Here is an 18,973-nt window from a genome sequence, read left to right on the forward strand (position 1 = left end):
TCGAATTCTGATCGGCTGATTGCCGATCAAAACGTCATTGCAACAGCAATTTCGGCTGCAAGGCGCGCGTTGTTTTCCACCAATGCAATATTGGTCTTGAGGCTGCGCCCCTCTGTCAGTGTGAAGATTGCGTCCAGCAGGAAGGGGGTCACGTCCTTGCCGGCAATCGCTTCGCGTTCAGCACTGGCAAGAGCGCGACCGATATAGATTTCCATTTCCTCGCGGGGGATTTCATCGGCTTCGGGAACGGGATTTGCAATCAGCATGCCGCCTTCCAGGCCAAGTTGAGCGCGGGTTTTCTGGAAATTGGCAATCGCTGCCGGGCTTGGCAGGTTGAGCGCGCTTTTCAGACCGGAGGTGCGCGACCAGAAGGCCGGAAATTCCTCGCTGTCGAAGGTGACGACCGGCACGCCGCGCGTTTCCAGCACTTCCATGGTCTTGGGGATATCGAGAATGGCCTTGGGGCCAGCAGACACGACGATCACCGCTGTCTTGGCCAGCTCTTCCAGATCTGCAGAAATGTCGAAGCTTTCTTCGGCTCGGCGATGCACGCCGCCGATGCCGCCGGTGGCGAAAACCGAGATGCCGGCACGGGCCGCAGCGATCATGGTGGCGGCAACCGTGGTGGCGCCATTGCGGCGTTCGGCGATGGCAAAGCCCAGGTCGGCGCGCGACAGCTTCATCACATCCTTCATCTGCGCCAGTGCTTCCAGCTGATCCGGCTCCAGACCGATATGCAGCACGCCATGGAGAACGGCGATGGTTGCCGGGACGGCACCTTCCTTGCGGATGATCTCTTCCACGCTGCGGGCCATGTCGAGATTGCCGGGATAGGGCATGCCATGGGTGATGATCGTCGATTCCAGGGCGACCAGAGGCGCGCCGCGCTCTTTGGCTGCTGCGACTTCGCGCGAATAGACGATAGGCAGGGGGGACGACATGGCTTGGGTCATTGCTCTCATTCCGTTTCGTGTGCGCCCCGTCAGGCGCGACTTTTGGGCTTCATGACAGGTTTTCAGCTGGTGGCACAAGCTTCATATGCTGTTCGAGAACCGCTCGCGACAAATTTGCCGCCGTGGCATTGGTCGCCTGAAGGGTGATCGCGGCGCACGCGACGGCCTGGCGCAGCGCTTCGGCCAGCGGCTGGTGCGCAATGACTGCATCCAGAAAACCGGCTGTTGCAGCATCACCAGCGCCGGTGACATCGGCAACATGATCCAGCGGAGGCGGTGCAAGAAGGGCCGATTCATCGCCATTGAACGCGACAACCGCATCGCCACCATTTGTCACGATACCGGCTTTCAGGCCTTTGGCGCGCAAGAGTGCCGGCCATTCGGCCGTCGTGTCTGCGCGCCAGCCAGTCAGGGCGGTGGCCTCTGCCGTGTTCATGAACAGAAAGTCGAGTTGAGGTAGTATCGCGCTAAAGCGGACCACCTTGGCTGGAGAGATGGCGATTGCCGCCACGGGAATATTGCGATCGTTTGCTGCTTTGCAAATGGCAGCGAGCGTCTCCGCCGGGAGATTGGCGTCCGTCAGAATCAGATCTGTTTCATCAAGCGCATTTCTGACGGAGCTGACGCGCAGGCGGCGAGGCGTAAAAAGGCGGTAGAGGTCCATATCGGCCAGCGCTATCACCAGATTGCCATCGCGTTCGAGGATCGCGGTATAGCTTGGCGTGGCACGGTCTAGAAAGACAAAGGGGCGGTCGTCTATGCCGGCATCTATCGCTGCCTGAGCGACACTTTCGCCCGCAGCATCGCCACCCCTGGGCGTGATCAGGCGGACGGAATGGCCCAGTCTTGAGAGTGCGCGCGCGGCATTGAAGGCGCCGCCGCCGGGCTCCGCCATCCAGCTGCCCGGATTGCTGGCGCCTGGGGTGGTCGCACCTGAAATGCGCCCCCGGCGGTCGATATGGGCACCACCCAGAACCAGTATCCGCGCTGTCATTTCAGTCTCCTCTCAGACCCGGTTCCGGGCGAATCGTATAGGTGCAGCTGCCTGGGTGACTAGTCTTCTTCGCCATGGTTTTCCCCATCCGATCTTGTTGAAAACATATATAGAACATGAGGTTAAAACATTCATGAAATCAATCTGTTGGCGAGGACTTGTATTTTTGGAACAAAAAGAGTACAAACTCAGTCAGGACAGCTTCATTGCCTATGCGGCTTCAATAACCTAAAGGTGGATCTAATGGCACAAAATAGTTTGCGGCTCGTAGAGGACAAAACGGTGGATAAAAGCAAGGCATTGGAAGCGGCTCTTTCTCAGATTGAGCGTTCCTTCGGCAAGGGCTCGATCATGAAGCTCGGCTCGAACGAGAACGTGGTGGAGATCGAAACGATTTCGACTGGCTCGCTCGGTCTTGATATTGCTCTTGGCGTGGGTGGCCTGCCCAAGGGACGTATTATTGAAATTTACGGTCCGGAAAGCTCCGGTAAAACCACGCTGGCGCTGCAGACCATCGCTGAAGCGCAGAAGAAGGGCGGCATTTGCGCTTTCGTCGACGCCGAACATGCGCTTGATCCGGTCTATGCCCGCAAGCTTGGTGTCGATCTGCAGAACCTTCTGATTTCGCAGCCCGATACCGGTGAGCAGGCGCTTGAAATTACCGACACCCTCGTCCGCTCCGGCGCGATTGACGTTCTGGTCATCGACTCCGTTGCAGCGTTGACACCGAGAGCCGAAATCGAAGGCGAGATGGGCGACAGCCTTCCGGGCCTGCAGGCACGTCTGATGAGCCAGGCGCTGCGTAAGCTGACCGCCTCGATTTCCCGTTCGAATTGCATGGTGGTCTTCATCAACCAGATCCGTATGAAGATCGGTGTGATGTTTGGTTCGCCCGAGACCACGACGGGTGGTAATGCGCTCAAATTCTATGCGTCCGTGCGTCTCGATATTCGTCGTATTGGCGCAGTCAAGGATCGCGAAGAGGTTGTTGGCAACCAGACCCGCGTCAAGGTCGTCAAGAACAAGATGGCACCTCCCTTCAAACAGGTCGAATTCGACATCATGTATGGTGAGGGCGTATCCAAGACCGGCGAGTTGGTGGATCTGGGCGTGAAGGCAGGGATCGTCGAAAAGGCCGGTGCGTGGTTCTCCTATAACAGTCAGCGGCTGGGGCAGGGGCGTGAGAACGCCAAGAACTTCCTGCGCGACAATCCGGAGGTGGCACAGGAGATCGAGCTGTCGCTTCGCCAGAATGCAGGCCTGATCGCCGAGCGTTTTCTGGATAATGGCGGCCCCGGCAATGATGACGATGCCGAGGCCGTCAACGACGACTGATCCATCGCTAAATCATGTTATGACCGGTCATATATCGCAAGATGTATGGCCGGTTTTGCTTTGTCGGCTGGACAGTCTCGGTGGTGGGCGATAAAAGCCTTTGGTTTTAAGAGTATGAGCCAGCATATGGCAGCAGTGAAGGGCATGAAATGAGCGGCGTGAACGATATCCGGTCGACATTCCTCGACTATTTCAAGACGAACGGTCACGAGGTCGTGTCGTCTTCTCCGCTTGTGCCGCAAAATGACCCGACATTGATGTTTACCAATGCCGGCATGGTGCAGTTCAAGAACGTCTTCACCGGTCTCGAGCAGCGTCCCTATTCGACAGCGACCACGGCCCAGAAGGTGGTTCGCGCGGGCGGCAAGCATAACGATCTGGACAATGTCGGCTATACGGCACGTCACCACACCTTCTTCGAAATGCTCGGCAATTTTTCCTTTGGCGATTATTTCAAGGAGCGGGCGATCGAACTTGCCTGGAACCTGATCACCAAGGAATACGACCTGCCCAAGCATCGGCTGCTGGTGACCGTCTATTCGGAAGATGATGAAGCGGCGCTGCTGTGGAAGAAGATCGGCGGTTTTTCTGACGACAAGATCATTCGCATTCCGACCTCCGACAATTTCTGGACCATGGGCGATACCGGACCTTGCGGACCGTGTTCGGAAATCTTCTTCGATCAGGGCGAGAGCGTATTCGGCGGACCTCCGGGCAGTGCAGATGAAGATGGTGACCGGTTCCTGGAATTCTGGAACCTGGTGTTCATGCAGTTCGACCAGATCGATGCCCAGACGCGTCTGGATCTGCCCCGTCCTTCGATCGATACCGGCATGGGCCTGGAGCGCATGGCCGCGATCATGCAAGGGGTCACGTCGAACTACGAGACCGACCTGTTCCGCCGCCTGATCGGTGCCGTCGAAGAGGCCATCGGATCGCGCGCCGAAGGTCCGGCTGCGGCGAGCCATCGTGTCATCGCCGACCATATCCGCGCCACCGCATTCCTCATTGCCGATGGTGTTTTGCCGTCCAATGAAGGCCGTGGTTACGTTCTGCGCCGCATCATGCGCCGGGCCATGCGCCACGCCAAGTTGCTGGGTGCCCGCGAGCCGGTGCTCTACAAGCTCTTGCCGGTTCTGGTGTCCGAGATGGGCAGAGCCTATCCCGAACTGACACGCGCAGAGGCTTTGATTACCGAGACGCTGAAGCTTGAGGAGAAGCGTTTCATGTTGACGCTCGAGCGCGGTCTGTCTCTGTTGTCGGATGCCACGGGCGAGATGTCCGAGGGCGACACGCTCGATGGGGAAACGGCCTTCAAGCTTTACGACACTTATGGCTTTCCACTCGATTTGACCCAGGATGCGCTGCGTAACCGGGGTATCGGTGTTGATATCACCAGCTTCAACGATGCTATGCAGAGGCAAAAAGCAGAGGCGCGGGCCAGTTGGTCCGGTTCCGGCGATAAGGCCGCAGAAGCGATCTGGTTCGAGCTCAAGGATCGCTTCGGTGCGACGGAATTCCTCGGCTATAGTTCGGAAACGGCCGAAGGTGAAATTCAGGCGCTGGTTCGCGATGGCGCCAGCATCCCTTCAGCATCGGCTGGCGACGCCGTTCAGGTCGTTGCCAACCAGACACCCTTCTACGGTGAATCCGGCGGTCAGATGGGCGATGCCGGTGTCATTTCCGGCGAGGGATTCGTGCTCGATGTGACCGACACGCTGAAGCGCGGCGAAGGTGTTTTCGTGCATATCGCCACGGTTCGCGAAGGTATTGTGAAGCCCGGTGTTGCGGCCGTTCTGGCAGTCGATCACGCGCGCCGCGGTCGGTTGCGGTCAAACCATTCGGCGACGCACCTTATTCATGAGGCTCTGCGCGAAATTCTGGGCACCCATGTTGCCCAGAAGGGTTCCCTTGTGGCGCCCGAGCGGCTTCGCTTTGACGTATCGCATCCCAAGCCGATGTCTGCCGATGAGTTGCGGCAGGTGGAGGAAATGGCAAATGAGATCGTGTTGCAGAACGCGCCCGTCTCCACACGTCTGATGAGCGTCGACGACGCTATAGCCGAAGGCGCCATGGCGCTGTTTGGCGAAAAATACGGTGACGAGGTGCGTGTCGTATCAATGGGTACAGGCCTGCATGGAGCAAAGGCCGGAAAGCCCTATTCGGTCGAACTGTGCGGCGGCACCCATGTCGGTGCAACGGGGGAGATCGGCATTGTCCGTATTCTCAGCGACAGTGCAGTCGGTGCTGGCGTGCGCCGTATCGAAGCGCTGACAGGCGAGGCCGCGCGCGCCTATCTGGCCGAACAGGACGAGCGGGTAAAATCACTGGCGTCGACGCTCAAGGTGCAGCCGGTTGACGTGTTGTCACGCGTCGAGGCTCTGGTTGACGAGCGCCGCAAGCTGGAGCGCGAGCTGGCCGATGCCAAACGCAAGCTTGCCATGGGGGGCGGTTCATCTGCCGGTGGTGACGAAAGCGTCGATATTGGCGGTGTGAAATATCTGGGCAAGGTTCTGACGGGCGTCGATCCGAAGGATCTGAAGACGCTGGCAGATGACGGCAAGCAGGGCCTCGGCTCCGGCGTGGTCGCGCTGATCGGAGTTTCGGAAGATGGCAAGGCAAGCGCCGTCGTCGGTGTGACCGCTGATCTGACCGAACGTTTCAGTGCGGTCGATCTGGTGCGCATTGCCTCCGCTGCACTTGGCGGCAAGGGCGGTGGCGGACGTGCGGATATGGCGCAGGCCGGTGGACCCGATGGCGCAAATGCGCAGCAGGCCGTTGATGCGGTTTCGGCAGCGCTCGCGGGTTGAAGCCTCAAGTGTTGAACGGCTTCATCGTCGAGGCGGGATGTAACTGTCCCGCCACGGCGATTAACGCCATGTTTTGGCGTTCCCTATTCTCCGTTTATTCATTCTTTTTCATGTAGTCTTGGCTCTCTACGAATTGGTGAGATGGCCTTGTGACTCTTCTCTTTCATATCCCGACGATGTGGCTCTGTGTTGGTGCCACGACCGCTATCATCGGCTGTTTTTTGACCTTTTCCTGGTGGGATAGCCGCGGCGATGCCGGGCTGAAATATTGGTCGATCGGCTATTGGTGCCTATCGATCGGCTCGATCCTGCTCGGACTGTCGTCGCTTTTGCCGCCCTGGCTGGCGCTTGGTATCGGCAATTTTCTGATCTTTGTGTGCCTTTTGTTATACGGCGCTGGTTTTCAGGCCTATGACGGCAAGCCAATTTCGATCACAGCATCTGCACTTAGTCCGTTGATATGGTCGGGGCTTTATGCGTTCTGGCCCGATTTTCAACATAACGAGTTGTCGCGGGTCATCGTCGCATCGGTGTTGGTGGCATACCAGTCCATAATCGTTTCGCGGATCGCCTGGGGTGGACGGGTACCCGGTCAGCACTCGGTGCGGTCGGCAGTTTCGTATGTCTTCGGTGCGATCGCTGCAGCTTATCTGATGCGCGTCGCCATGGTCACTGCTTTGCTGGATCCAGTGGATGCGGGCGTGTCCATCTGGCCCCCGCTCTTCATGTTTATCTCATTTCTGCAGATGATGTTTTCTGCCGTTGCGATTTTCGTACTGGTTCGCGAGCGTGCAGAATTGCGCTATCGCGTCGCCTCGGAAGTGGATGAGTTGACGGGCATCTTTAATCGGCGGGCGTTTATCTCTTATGTCTCGGCCGCGCGTGCCGACGGGACGAATCGAGGTGCGCTTGCACTGCTCGATATCGACCATTTCAAGCGCATCAATGACACCTATGGTCATGGTGCGGGCGACGAGGCGCTGAACATGTTTTGTGCCATCGTGGAAAGAACGCTGGCGCCTAACATGATTTTCGGCCGGATCGGTGGCGAGGAGTTCGCCATCTATTTTCCGGGTATGGGAATTGAAGAGGCCAAGATCCACTGCGAACGTATTCGCAAAGAGGTGGAGAGCTGCCCGATCCGGGTCGGCGCCGAGCAACTCCACATGACCGTCAGCCAGGGACTTTGTGCCGATGTCGTCGGCCATGCAGAGGTGACCTTCCTGTTCGGTCTTGCCGACCGGGCGCTTTACATTGCCAAACGCGGCGGCCGCAACCGTGTCTCGGCTCTGAACCCGAGTTCGGGACTGAAGCTGATTGCAGCAAAAATGGCGGAGAAGAGTGTCGATAGACGCGGTGGGAGCCGGCCTGTGCGACAGCCTTCATGACCGTCCCGTATTGCCGATCAATTCGCAGGCCTCTTCGATTGTCTTGGTAAAGACCACCCTTGCTGGCGCAACGTCGTGGGTCTGCAACAGTCTGCGAAACTCGTCATTCGTGCCGCTGATATAGATCCTGACGCCGGCCTTTTCCGCCTTTCGGACCGTGCCTTCAATGACATTGGCCGCGGTGGAGTCCATGAAGGACAGATCCGAGCAGTCGAGGATAAAATTGCTGTAGCTGTCTGCAATGCGATCCAACACCGTGCCCACGCTTGCCGCTGCTCCAAAGAAGAAGGCGCCGCCCAGTCGGTAAATCACCGTATCGCTGTCCGTGTTGTCTATTGGATGCTCGGTCTTGTCGTCGCGGCCTATGTGCGGCCGGATTGTGACATTGCGGCTCATGCGATCGATGAAAAGCATGGCTCCGATTGCAAAGCCGACGACGATGCCTTCTGTCAGGTCCCGGAAGACGACGAGAAGGAATGTGGCAAACAGAACGACGGTATCCCCGCGCGACGAGCGCATGAGGGCTGCAAAGGCGTGGCGCTCAACCATGTTTGCGGCGACGACGGCGAGCACGCCGGCCAGCGCGGCAAGCGGAATATAGCTTGCAAGCGGTGCGGCGACGAGCATGAAGATCAGAAGAAAGACCGAATGCAGCATGCCGGAAAACGGGCTGGTGGCGCCGGCGCGTACATTGGTCGCCGTCCGCGCGATCGTGCCGGTTACGCAGATGCCACCGAAAAGGGCGGAGCCGACATTGGCGAACCCCTGGGCGACGAGTTCCATGTTCGAGCGATGACGCCGGCCCGTCATGCCATCGGCAACGACGGCCGATAGCAGCGATTCAATGGCTCCTAACAAGGTGAAAGACAGGGCACTTGGCAGGACATCGAGTGCCAGGTCCAGCGACATGGCTGGGAAGGACGGCAAGGGGAGCGACCGGGGAATTCCGCCGAAACGGGTTCCGATGGTTTCGACAGGCAGGCCGAACAGCGTAGCCACGATAGAGGCCAGAATCACTGCGATCAGCAGGCCCGGCCAATGGGGCTTGAGGCGGCGCAGAAGGAGAATGACCGCAATTGTCAGACCTGCAATCGTGGTCGCTGACGGGCTGATCGTCGATGCGGCTGCGACCAGTGCCTCAATCTTTGCCACGAAGGCGCCGGGCTCCGGACCCGACAAGGTGAGGCCAAGCAGTTCCCGGACCTGGCTTGCGAAGATGATGACGGCGATGCCGGCGGTGAATCCGACCGTCACGGGATAGGGAATGAATTTGATATAGGTGCCAATCCTGAGAAAGCCTGCCGCCATCAAAAACAGGCCCGACATGGCCGTGGCGAGAAGCAATCCCTCAATGCCGTGACGTGCCATGGTTGCCGCGACCAGCACGATAAAGGCTCCGGCCGGACCGCCGATCTGATGGCGGCTGCCACCCAGCATGGAAACGAGGAAGCCACCGACAATCGCGGTATAGAGCCCGCGATCCGGTGTTACGCCTGAGGCAATGGCGATGGCCATCGAAAGGGGCAGCGCGACAATGGCAACCGTCAGGCCGGATATTGCGTCCTTTTTCAGGCGCGCGCGGTTATAGCCTTCAACAAGGACGCTGATCAGTTTCGGGGTGAGGTCCTGGTTCATGAAGGGTTGTCGACAGCTCGAAGGAGGATGACACGGTTGCGATCATCGGATGCTACGCTGAGTCTCATGCCAATCCAAATCGGCTGACTTTGCCGATCCGGCCTTCCCTCGAGGCAATAAAAAAAGCGGCCCCGGGGGACCGCTTTTCGTTCTTTCGTCAATAGCGGGCAGCAATCAAGCCATTGCCTTCTGCAGGTTCTCGTCGATCTTGTCGAGGAAGGCTGTTGTCGAGAGCCACGGCTGGTCGGGGCCGATCAGCAGCGCCAGATCCTTGGTCATGAAGCCGGACTCGACGGTTTCGATGCAGACCCGCTCCAGGGTTTCAGCGAAGGTCTTCAGCTCGTCATTGCTGTCCAGCTTGGCACGGTGGGCAAGGCCGCGTGTCCAGGCGAAGATCGAGGCGATCGAGTTGGTCGAGGTTTCCTGACCCTTTTGATGCTGACGGTAGTGACGTGTCACCGTGCCGTGGGCAGCTTCGGCTTCAACCGTCTGGCCATCCGGGGTCATCAGAACCGAGGTCATCAGGCCGAGCGAGCCGAAGCCCTGAGCCACGATGTCGGACTGGACGTCGCCATCGTAGTTCTTGCAGGCCCAGACGTAACCGCCGGACCACTTCAGCGCCGAAGCGACCATGTCGTCGATCAGGCGGTGCTCGTACCAGATCTTCGCTTCCTCGAATTTTTCCTTGAACTCGGCGTCGAAGATTTCCTGGAACAGGTCCTTGAAGCGGCCGTCATAGGCCTTGAGGATGGTGTTCTTGGTCGACAGGTAGCAGGGGACGCCGCGCTGCAGGGAGTAGTTGAAGGAGGCGCGGGCGAAATCGATGATCGATTCGTCGAGGTTGTACATGGCCATCGCAACACCGGCTGCCGGCGCGTCATACACGTCATGCTCGATGGTCTGACCATCGTCACCGACGAACTTGATCGACAGCTTGCCCTTGCCCGGGAACTTGAAATCGGTGGCGCGGTACTGATCGCCGAAGGCGTGACGGCCAACGATGATCGGCTTGGTCCAGCCTGGAACGAGGCGCGGCACGTTCTTCATGATGATCGGCTCGCGGAAGATCACGCCACCAAGGATGTTGCGGATCGTGCCGTTGGGCGAACGCCACATCTTCTTCAGGCCAAATTCCTCGACGCGACCTTCATCTGGCGTGATCGTCGCGCACTTGATGCCAACGCCGTGCTTCTTGATGGCGTTTGCTGCATCGATGGTGATCTGGTCATCGGTCTCGTCGCGCTTTTGCACGGAGAGGTCGTAATATTCGATGTCGAGATCAAGATAGGGCAGGATCAGCTTGTCCTTGATGAACTGCCAGATAATGCGGGTCATCTCGTCGCCGTCGAGATCGACGACCGGGTTTGCAACCTTGATCTTTTTCATGAATTGCCTCTTGTGTTGGTAGGGATGTCATCCCGCCGGGATTGAATGCGAAATCGGCTGGGCTATAGCATCGTGTGCGTCTGAGGCAAAGGCGCGCGGTACCAATATTGGCCCTTTTTTATTCTGGGGAATGGCGTAAAGGCTGGTTATTGCTTTCCTGTGCCCGCCTTGCGGTCGTTGTCGACAAGGTCCAGCATGGGCGGCGCCTTCGATAGACAGCCCGGACAGTTCCATGACCCTTCGTTTCTTGCTTCCCCTTGCATTGTTATTCCCAGTTGCGGCCTTTGCCGGCGATCTGACACCTCCGGTCAAGACGGTCATGGACATCACGGCCGATAACTGGAGCGAGGATGGCGGCGAGGGGCGCGATATTTTTGCCGACGACCTGCTCAATTCGATCTATAGCAAGGCCTTCGTCGCCGAATACCGGGCCGCGGCAAAGTATCCCGTGTTCGACGACAGCACGACACCCTTCGACTATGACGTTATCCTGAACGCACAGGACGGCTGCGCGCTGGAAGATCTGTCCATTTCGCAAGGTCAAACGTCCGATGGTGTGACCGATGTGGTCGCGCGGTTCAACAACACCAAGTGCTTTGGCGATGCGCCGGAGAACCTGCGTGTGGAAGAGGTACACTTCGATGTCATCGACGAAGATGGACATGCGGTCATCGATGATATCCACCCGCCATCGGACGGCAATCTGCAGGGATCGGTCAGAGCAGACATGCAACTGATTGCCGCGCAGTAAGCGAGCCGCAATCGCATCCGTATCAGGGCCCGGCCGCCGAGGGTCTCGGCCTTTCGCCGCGATGTTTTGCTTTTTGCCTGACTTTGTGCGAGTGAACCGCCGATTTTAACATGCATAAAGAGCAGGCCATGGCAGGGACCAATAGCGAGCGCGAACTTCTGGCCGAGGGACCGGCGATCATTCTGGTTGAGCCGCAACTTGGCGAGAATATCGGTATGGTCGCACGCGCCATGGCCAATTTCGGCCTGGCCGAACTGCGACTGGTGAAGCCACGGGATGGCTGGCCGAGTGAGAAAGCGCGTTCGGCGGCCTCCAAGGCCGATCACGTGATCGATGGGACGCGGGTATTCGACACGCTGGAAGAGGCCGTCGCCGATCTCAATTTCGTTTATGCGACGACGGCGCGCGAGCGCGATGGTTTCAAACCTGTGCGATCTCCCGTTGTGGCGGCGCAGACGCTGCGTGGCCGGTTCCGTGTTGGCGAGAAGACCGGCATCTTGTTCGGTCGCGAGCGTTGGGGGTTGAGCAATGAGGAAGTGGCACTGGCCGACGAGATCGTGACCTTTCCCGTCAATCCAGCCTTTGCCTCGCTCAATATTGCCCAGGCCGTTCTGCTGATGTCCTATGAGTGGATGAATTCGGGCATGGATGACCTGACACAAACCCGCTTCGATGCGGTGGAGCAAACGCCAGCGACAAAGGATCAGCTTTTCGGCCTGTTCGAGCAGGTGGAAGAGGCGCTTGATGCGCGTGGTTATTTCCGTCCGGAGGGAAAGAAGCAACGCATGATCGAAAATCTGCGTGCCGTTCTGTCTCGCCGCGCCTTTACATCGCCGGAAATCAACGTCTTGCGCGGGGTGTTCAGAACCTTCGATCGTTATAGCCGGCAGAACCCGAAGCGGAACATGAAAGACGGTATCGAGGCAGACGGCGACAGTGACGATCAAGTGTGACGCTGGCCGCACCCCGTGTTAGCGTCCGGTAATCTGCATGTCGCGATTCCGGAGAGCGGGTGAAGGTGATCAGGTTAGGGTTGAGAGACACGCTTCTCGCGATTGATCCGGCATTGGTGCGCACCAAGCTTGCCAGCCGTGTGACGATTGGCATTGTTCTGGCGCTGGCGGTGATCACCGCCTTTTCTCATCTGGTTCATCCGATGCCCGTTGCTGCCTATGGTCTTGGCATGATCTTGTCGGTGCAGGGTGTGCTGGTCGTGCGCGATAGCGGTGCGCTCAACCAAGCCGTGACGCGCGGTCTGGGCGTTGTTGCCGCATCCCTCTCGGTGCTGACCGCTTCGATGCTGGAGGCGCACCGGTTCTACAGCGACCTGGCGTTTCTGGCGGTCATCTTTCTCGCCGCGTTCGGCCGGGCCTATGGTCCCCGCTGGATGGCCGTGGGCATGTATGCCTTCATGGCCTATTTCATGGCTGCCTATTTCCATCCTCAATTCTCCGAGATCCCTTGGGCGATTGCCGGTATCGTGATGTCTGCGCTGGTGGCGCAAACGGTTCGGTTCGTGCTGTTGCCCGACAATCGGCTGAAGAGCCTCAAGGGCGCGACAACGGCTGCCTTGCAGCGTGCGGAGCAGGTCGTTGAAGCGTTGATTGCCATCGCGCGCGATGGGGAATTGAACGAAGCCCAGATGGAACGGCTTCGCATGCGCTCACACCGGCTCAAAGAGGCCGTTCTGGTGGCCAATGGCCTGTTGTCCGGCCATGATTCAGGCAAGCTCGACGAGGCGATGATTGCATTGCAGACCAGCCTGATCGAATTGCAGCTCGCCGCAGAAAGCGTGATCGTGGCCAGTGCCGGTTCACTGCCGCCGGTCGAGCTGCTGCGCAAGTCGATCGAAGCCGGAGCGAATACGAAGGATTTCGCGGCCAGTGAAAGCGAAAGCGCGCATGCGCTTGGCTGGTTTGTACAGGCACGGCGGGAGGTGATTGCAAGGTCGAAGGCGCTGACGCGCCTGCCGCCGGCAAAGCCTCAAGCAACTGCCAAGCCGGTGAAAATCAGCCTGCGTGACCGTGCTGTGTTGACAGCGGTGCAGATTACACTCGCATCTGCACTTGCCATGAGTGCCGGCCTTGCCTTGTCGCGTGACCGCTGGTTCTGGGCGGTTCTCAGTGCCTTTCTCGTGTTCACCAATACCCGCTCTCGCGGCGATACCATGGTCAAGGGCACCGAAAGGGCGCTTGGCACGCTTTTGGGCATCATTACCGGACTGCTCCTGGCGCTGGCTATTGGCGACCGGCCAGTGATTGCCGGCGGCTTGGCTGGCATTGCCCTGTTTCTCGCCTTTTTCAACCTGCCGGTCTCCTATGCCCGCATGACGTTTTTCGTCTCGATTGTGATTGCGCTCGCCTATTCACTGCTCGGAGTTCTGACCTTCGATCTGATGGTGCTGCGCGTGGAGGAGACCGTCATCGGTGCGGTCGCGGGTGTGCTCGTATCCGCCACCGTTTTTCCGGCCCATACACGCGGTCCATTGGAGACTGCCGTGGAGGCCTGGTATTCGGCGCTTGAGGACCTGCTCGGTGCTTTGCGCATCAAACAGGTAGACCCTGGCGCGTTGCAGCGCCTGTCACGGACGCTGGATGAGAGCTACAGCGCCTTGGTCGATGCGGCTCGTCCGCTTGGCACCTCCTGGCAGGTCATTACCCGACCGGGCAGGGTGCGCCAGACGCTGGCACTGTTTCTGGCAGCCACCTATTGGGCGAGGTTGTCTGCCCGCAAACGCGCCGAGACGGAAACAACAGACAGCAAGGGGGAAGATGATATGATCATGTCTCTGATGGACCTTCTGGCGCAATTGAAGTCGAAGAAGGCCGCGTGTTTTTACGTGGCACGCGACAGCATTCGGCGTCCGCCGTCCAGCATGCCGATGCCGCAGCGCCCGATGACGGACAGTCTCGACACACTGGGTGCCACCCTCGACCGGCTTTACCCACATTGACCTTGGCGCAGCAGCCTGAAAATGATCCCGTGTGCCGCAATGACGCCGCAACAGGCGGTCAGGGAATGTGTAGATGTCAGATAGCCGATGGGTTGACGGGAACCGGGGAAATGCGATGGCAGATGTTTTGAAGCCGGTTCTGATTTTCGATAGCGGTATTGGCGGATTGACGGTGTTGCGCGAGGCGCGGGTGCTAATGCCGGAACGCGGCTTCATCTACATTGCCGACGATGCCGGCTTTCCCTATGGCGGCTGGGAAGAGGAACCGCTCAAGGCCCACATACTTGCACTTTTCGAGCGCTTGCTGGCAACCTATGATCCTGAGGCCGTGGTCATTGCCTGCAACACCGCCTTCACTCTGGCGGGAGCCGATCTGCGCGCCCGGTTTCCGGATATATGTTTCATCGGCACTGTGCCGGCGATCAAGCCTGCTGCGGAGCGCACGCGTTCCGGCCTCGTTTCTGTTCTGGCGACCCCTGGGACCGTCAAGCGCGCCTATACGCGCGACCTGATCCAGTCCTTTGCGGCGCGCTGTCATGTGCGCCTGGTCGGGTCCGAAAACCTTGCGCGCATGGCTGAAAGCTATGTGCGTGGCGAAACCGTTGCCGACGATGCTGTGCTTCACGAGGTGATGCCCTGTTTCATCGAGCAGGATGGCCGCCGCACAGATATCGTGGTGCTTGCCTGTACGCATTACCCCTTCATGGCCAATGTCTTTCGCCGTCTGGCACCGTGGCCTGTCGACTGGATCGATCCGGCAGAAGCGATCGCCCGGCAGGCGCGGCGGCAGGTGCCTTTGGTCGATTGCGCATTGCATCCCGACCAGCACGACTTCGCCGTGTTCACCTCCGGCAAGCCGGATTTTTCCGCCCGACGCCTGTTGCAGGGATTTGGGCTGCAGATCGCGGATGCTGTAACCGGCTGATCTCGGTTTGTGGCTTTTTTGCCACTGTCATGCAAGAGTGGGCGCAATCGCCAATTGCGGTCTTGTCGTAGGCCACGACGCGTGGCATAGAATTTTCCATCCGCAACTCAATTCAGAGGAGACGTTATATGATGCATTTTTACGTAGTTCGACGTCGCTCTGGCGGACTGGCTCGTTCCACTTCGTCCCGCTTTGGCGGGATGCAGTGCGCAATGATGCTCTCTCGACCCTAAGGTCGATATTTCAGCGCTTTAGCGTCAAGCCCTTATCTCCGATGTGAGCGACTCCTGCTGTAGGCGTACTGCGTCTTCACGCGGATATTCGTCGCATCGTTCATGATGACACATTTACCCGTAAAGGATCCGGCGACCGTTTGGCGCCGGGATGAGAACCTATGCGTGAATTTCAATCAAAAGTTGTTTCCGTCGATGCCGAAATCGAGAAACTGTGCGCCGAATTCGGCGTCTTGCGTGTCTTGCGCGCGGTCGCTGCGGCGTTTGGCGCAAAACGCCAGTGGCGTCAAAATCGCATCGAAGATCTGAACGCACACATGCTGCACGACATCGGGTATGAGCGTCGCGCGGAAAAGCCCAGGGACGAAATCTGGTTCAGACGTGCCCCATTCTGATAAGTGACCGCCGAAGGACTGTTGAGCATTGGGTTATGCCGTCAAAGCGGGTCGGGGAGCATCAGGTCTTCCGGCCCGATCTGCATGGTCTCGCGAAAGCCGCGTTCGCCCGGTCGGGTGATCGCAAGGGTTCGGCTGTCAGGTCCATTGCGCAGCCAGCCGAGCTCTATGCAGCGCTGGAGAAGTGCGGCTCCGAGCCTCCCGCCGATATGCATGCGACGCTCGCTCCAGTCGAGGCAGCAGCGACAGAGAGGGCGTGTGCTCTTGCGATCCGGTGCGAGGTCGATGCCGAAATCGCAGAAGAACCGTTTGCCTTCGTCTGTCACGATGCCCGCGCCATCGCCAAGGTGTAGATAGCCGTCCTGTTCAAAGCGTTCGGCAAGGGCGACCGCGAGTCTGCCAGCCATGTGGTCGTAACAGGTACGGGCGTGGCGCATCGCCGCGTCTTTCGGGCCGGTCGGTCGATGGCGTTTTGGTCCGTCCATGCTCAGGTTGGCCACACTTTCCAGCGTCTGGGCCACAGCTGCCGAGGCGAGGCGATAGTAGCGGTGACGCCCCTGTTTCTCCACCGCGACCAGATGGCCGTCCAGCAGTTTGGCCAGATGGCCGCTGGCCGTTTGCGGCGTGACACCCGCTGACCAGGCAAGCTCGCTCGCCGTCAGCGCCTTGCCGCCCAACAGGGCGGACAGGATATTGGCGCGCGCCACATCGCCGATCAGGGCCGCGACTTCCGCGAGATTGATGCCGGATATCATCGTGTTCATGGACCAATGATAGCGGCAGCGCAGCGCAACGTCATCAGCTGATACTACGGTAAGCGCCGAAGCATCGTCTCGCTGCAATCCGATAGGCAGGTCGGGTCATGATCCAACAGGAGCCGAACCGCATGTCCGATTCTCTTGAAACGACCGCCATCGAGGCCGATGTTGTCCCCCAGACTGCATTTCGAGACCGGCTGAAACACGCGGTTCGGCTCTTACTGTTTTTCTGGCCGCGAAAGGCACGTAGTCGGTTGGCGCTTCGGGAACTGGACGACCATTTGTTGAGGGACATCGGCCTCAGCCGAACGCAGGCAAAGCGTGAGGCGGAAAAGCCGTTCTGGCGCTGATGTATTTTTGCGTCATGGGCCGAATTCCCTGTGAATTGCCCGCATTGGATGCGTCTCATCCATCGCAATTCTGTTAAGAGATCGGATTGCCGATTGGCGGAATCGGCCATGTTCACGCATTCGCATTCACGAGGACTGTCACGTTGAAGGTCGGGATCGACATGGGAACCCTATCGGGCGGCCAACCGGCTTCGCTCGATATCGAGGAATTGCTTGCCACGCGTCTGCTGGTGCAGGGCAATTCCGGTTCCGGGAAGTCGCATCTTCTGCGCCGCTTGCTCGAACAGTCGGCACAATGGGTGCAGCAGGTCATTATCGACCCCGAAGGCGACTTCGTCACATTGTCCGAAAAATACGGCCATATCGTCGTGGACGGCGAGCGCAGCGAGGCCGAGCTGATCGGTATTGCCGATCGTATTCGCCGTCACCGCGTGTCATGCGTGCTGACGCTGGAGGGACTGGAAGTCGACCAGCAGATGCGGGCAGCCGCCGCCTTCCTCAACGGGCTTTTCGATTCCGACCGTGAATTCTGGTATCCGGTCCTGGTGGTGGTGGACGAAGCGCAGATGTTTGCTCCGGCTGTCGCCGGTGAGGTGTCCGAAGACGCGCGCAAATCCTCGCTCAGTGCCATGACCAATCTGATGTGCCGTGGCCGTAAACGCGGACTTGCGGGTGTCATTGCCACCCAGCGTCTGGCAAAGCTTGCCAAGAACGTGGCGGCGGAAGCCTCGAACTTCCTGATGGGGCGAACCTTTCTCGATATCGACATGGCACGCGCTGCCGATCTTCTGGGCATGGATCGCCGCCAGGCGGAAATGTTCAGGGATCTTCAGCGCGGTAATTTCGTGGCGCTGGGGCCGGCCTTGTCGCGGCGTCCTTTGCCGATCGTCATTGGTGCCGTTGAAACCTCCGCCCGTTCATCATCACCGAAGTTGATGCCTTTGCCGGACGCACCGCAGGATGTCGAGGATCTGATCTTCACGCCCGATCCCGAAGAGTTCAATCGGCCAATGGCGCCGCGCCGGGCGACGGCTGCGCCGCGACCGACGACCGATATTCTGGCCGAGTTGTCGAAGGCGCCGGTTGCCGGCGAGGATATCATTCCCGCTACGCCATCACGGCCTTCCGCGCCGGCGCTTTCGCAAGAAGAGCGCGACGAACGGCTGTCTAGCGTACTCGACGAGATCCTGGGCGATCCGCAATCGGCCTACCGCACCGATTCCGTGCTCTATCAGGAATTTCTGGTGCGTTCCCGCATGCGGCGTGTCGGTGGCTCGCCCATGGCGATGGGCGAGTTTCGTCGCCGGGTGGCGATAGCCCGTTCGGGCGTGGATGCGGAGATGGCTGCATCCGAGGCCTGGGCAACCGTCTTGTCGTTGTCCGATCAGGTGGCGGATGATCTGAAGGGTGTTTTCCTGCTGGTTGCCAAGGCTGCCCTTGCCAGTGAAGCCTGTCCATCGGACCAGCGCATTGCCAAGGCCTATGGCACGCATTCGGCCCGTCGGGCCAGACGTCTGCTTGGCTATTTCGAAGAACAGGGGCTGATCGTCGTCCACACAGACCTGTCCGGGAAGCGCATTGTTGCTTTCCCGGAACTCGAAGTGGAGACCGCGCCCGGAGCTGCCGACGCGCCGGACGACGTGGCCGGTGGCCAAGAGGCCGCCGAGTGAGGCGCTAGAGCCTTTCTATGGTCTGCGGATCGGACGCGCCGCCATAGAATTTGTCGAGCACGTCTTCAAAGATATTGCCGTCGAGGCTGACACAGGCAAACAGCGTCATCGATGATTTCAGTTTCAAATCGTCAGGCGAGCCGAAAATCGTGCGCGCATCGTTGTTCTCCAAGTGGACAAGAATATCGCAGCATTCGACAAGGCGCTGGCCGAGTACGTGGTGCGCCAGATAGGCGCGGGCCTCGTTGAGCGACGAGATGGCAAAGCGTTCGGCCATCGGGCTGGAGCCCAGCCCCCGGACCTGCGGGAAGATGAACCACATCCAGTGGCTGGTCTTTCGACCGGCACGTAGTTCGCGCAAGATGTCGGCATAAACCGCGTCTTGCGCCGTGACGAAGCGCTCAAGGTTGAAAGGGGCGCTCATATTTGTCTCCTGC

Annotated in this window: 16 protein-coding genes; 10 read left to right on the forward strand and 6 right to left on the reverse strand. The window is 59.1% G+C overall.

Features of this window, described 5'->3' with window-relative positions; genetic code table 11:
• Nucleotides 1-26: 26 nt before the first annotated feature.
• Both ACWPM9_RS08780 and ACWPM9_RS08785 read right to left on the reverse strand, forming a co-directional pair.
• The gene (locus ACWPM9_RS08780) at nt 27-953 is read right to left on the reverse strand and encodes a pseudouridine-5'-phosphate glycosidase (RefSeq protein WP_484757425.1); all 927 of its coding nucleotides are present in this window, start codon (nt 951-953) and stop codon (nt 27-29) included.
• A 49-nt stretch (nt 954-1,002) separates the two neighbouring features.
• Nucleotides 1,003-1,947: a carbohydrate kinase family protein gene (locus ACWPM9_RS08785; RefSeq protein WP_484757426.1), complete on the reverse strand. Its 945-nt coding sequence runs from the start codon at nt 1,945-1,947 to the stop codon at nt 1,003-1,005.
• A gap of 243 nt (nt 1,948-2,190) precedes the next feature.
• Here ACWPM9_RS08785 and recA point away from each other — a divergent pair, with 243 nt between their 5' ends.
• The 3 genes from recA (at nt 2,191) to ACWPM9_RS08800 (ending at nt 7,480) form a co-directional block, all read left to right on the forward strand.
• A complete protein-coding gene (gene recA / locus ACWPM9_RS08790; protein ID WP_428187013.1) occupies nt 2,191-3,282 on the forward strand; it encodes a recombinase RecA in 1,092 nt (363 codons plus the stop codon).
• A gap of 149 nt (nt 3,283-3,431) precedes the next feature.
• Nucleotides 3,432-6,092, forward strand: a complete 2,661-nt coding sequence (alaS, locus tag ACWPM9_RS08795) for an alanine--tRNA ligase (protein WP_484757427.1) — start codon at nt 3,432-3,434, stop codon at nt 6,090-6,092.
• Between the two features lie 149 nt (nt 6,093-6,241).
• A complete protein-coding gene (locus ACWPM9_RS08800; RefSeq protein WP_484757428.1) occupies nt 6,242-7,480 on the forward strand; it encodes a GGDEF domain-containing protein in 1,239 nt (412 codons plus the stop codon).
• On the opposite strand, the gene ACWPM9_RS08805 is transcribed toward ACWPM9_RS08800, so the two are convergent.
• Together ACWPM9_RS08805 and ACWPM9_RS08810 are read right to left on the reverse strand one after the other, a co-directional pair.
• On the reverse strand, nt 7,475-9,115 hold the full coding sequence (locus ACWPM9_RS08805) for a SulP family inorganic anion transporter (protein WP_484757429.1): 1,641 nt from the start codon (nt 9,113-9,115) through the stop codon (nt 7,475-7,477). The two genes, ACWPM9_RS08800 and ACWPM9_RS08805, sit on opposite strands and share 6 nt — an antisense overlap.
• Before the next feature lie 174 nt (nt 9,116-9,289).
• A complete protein-coding gene (locus tag ACWPM9_RS08810) occupies nt 9,290-10,501 on the reverse strand; it encodes an NADP-dependent isocitrate dehydrogenase (RefSeq protein WP_428187009.1) in 1,212 nt (403 codons plus the stop codon).
• A 232-nt stretch (nt 10,502-10,733) separates the two neighbouring features.
• Between ACWPM9_RS08810 and ACWPM9_RS08815 the strand changes: the two genes are divergently transcribed.
• From ACWPM9_RS08815 to ACWPM9_RS08835, 5 genes are all read left to right on the forward strand, one after another.
• Nucleotides 10,734-11,252: a hypothetical protein gene (locus ACWPM9_RS08815; RefSeq protein WP_484757430.1), complete on the forward strand. Its 519-nt coding sequence runs from the start codon at nt 10,734-10,736 to the stop codon at nt 11,250-11,252.
• A gap of 128 nt (nt 11,253-11,380) precedes the next feature.
• Nucleotides 11,381-12,205, forward strand: a complete 825-nt coding sequence (locus ACWPM9_RS08820) for an RNA methyltransferase (protein ID WP_428187007.1) — start codon at nt 11,381-11,383, stop codon at nt 12,203-12,205.
• An 80-nt stretch (nt 12,206-12,285) separates the two neighbouring features.
• Nucleotides 12,286-14,205 carry an FUSC family protein gene (locus ACWPM9_RS08825; protein ID WP_484757431.1) on the forward strand — a complete coding sequence of 640 codons (1,920 nt, stop codon included), beginning with the start codon at nt 12,286-12,288 and terminating at the stop codon, nt 14,203-14,205.
• Nucleotides 14,206-14,320: 115 nt separating this feature from the next.
• Nucleotides 14,321-15,130 carry a glutamate racemase gene (gene murI, locus ACWPM9_RS08830; protein ID WP_484757432.1) on the forward strand — a complete coding sequence of 270 codons (810 nt, stop codon included), beginning with the start codon at nt 14,321-14,323 and terminating at the stop codon, nt 15,128-15,130.
• Nucleotides 15,131-15,524: 394 nt separating this feature from the next.
• Nucleotides 15,525-15,758, forward strand: a complete 234-nt coding sequence (locus ACWPM9_RS08835) for a hypothetical protein (protein ID WP_484757433.1) — start codon at nt 15,525-15,527, stop codon at nt 15,756-15,758.
• 41 nt (nt 15,759-15,799) lie between these two features.
• Here ACWPM9_RS08835 and ACWPM9_RS08840 read toward each other — a convergent pair whose 3' ends face one another.
• Entirely contained in the window at nt 15,800-16,513 is a 714-nt protein-coding gene (locus ACWPM9_RS08840; RefSeq protein ID WP_484757627.1) for an ArsR/SmtB family transcription factor, read from the reverse strand.
• A gap of 131 nt (nt 16,514-16,644) precedes the next feature.
• Between ACWPM9_RS08840 and ACWPM9_RS08845 the strand changes: the two genes are divergently transcribed.
• The gene (locus ACWPM9_RS08845; RefSeq protein ID WP_484757434.1) at nt 16,645-16,866 is read left to right on the forward strand and encodes a DUF1127 domain-containing protein; all 222 of its coding nucleotides are present in this window, start codon (nt 16,645-16,647) and stop codon (nt 16,864-16,866) included.
• Between the two features lie 143 nt (nt 16,867-17,009).
• Nucleotides 17,010-18,536, forward strand: coding sequence for a helicase HerA domain-containing protein (locus tag ACWPM9_RS08850; RefSeq protein WP_484757628.1), 1,527 nt, complete (start codon nt 17,010-17,012; stop codon nt 18,534-18,536).
• Nucleotides 18,537-18,540: 4 nt separating this feature from the next.
• Here the strand turns inward: ACWPM9_RS08850 and ACWPM9_RS08855 are convergent, their stop codons facing one another.
• Nucleotides 18,541-18,960 (reverse strand): DUF1810 domain-containing protein, encoded by a 420-nt coding sequence (locus ACWPM9_RS08855; RefSeq protein ID WP_428187002.1) that lies wholly within the window; start codon nt 18,958-18,960, stop codon nt 18,541-18,543.
• Between the last annotated feature and the right edge of the window lie 13 nt (nt 18,961-18,973).

The organism is Agrobacterium sp. H141 (assembly GCF_057158725.1).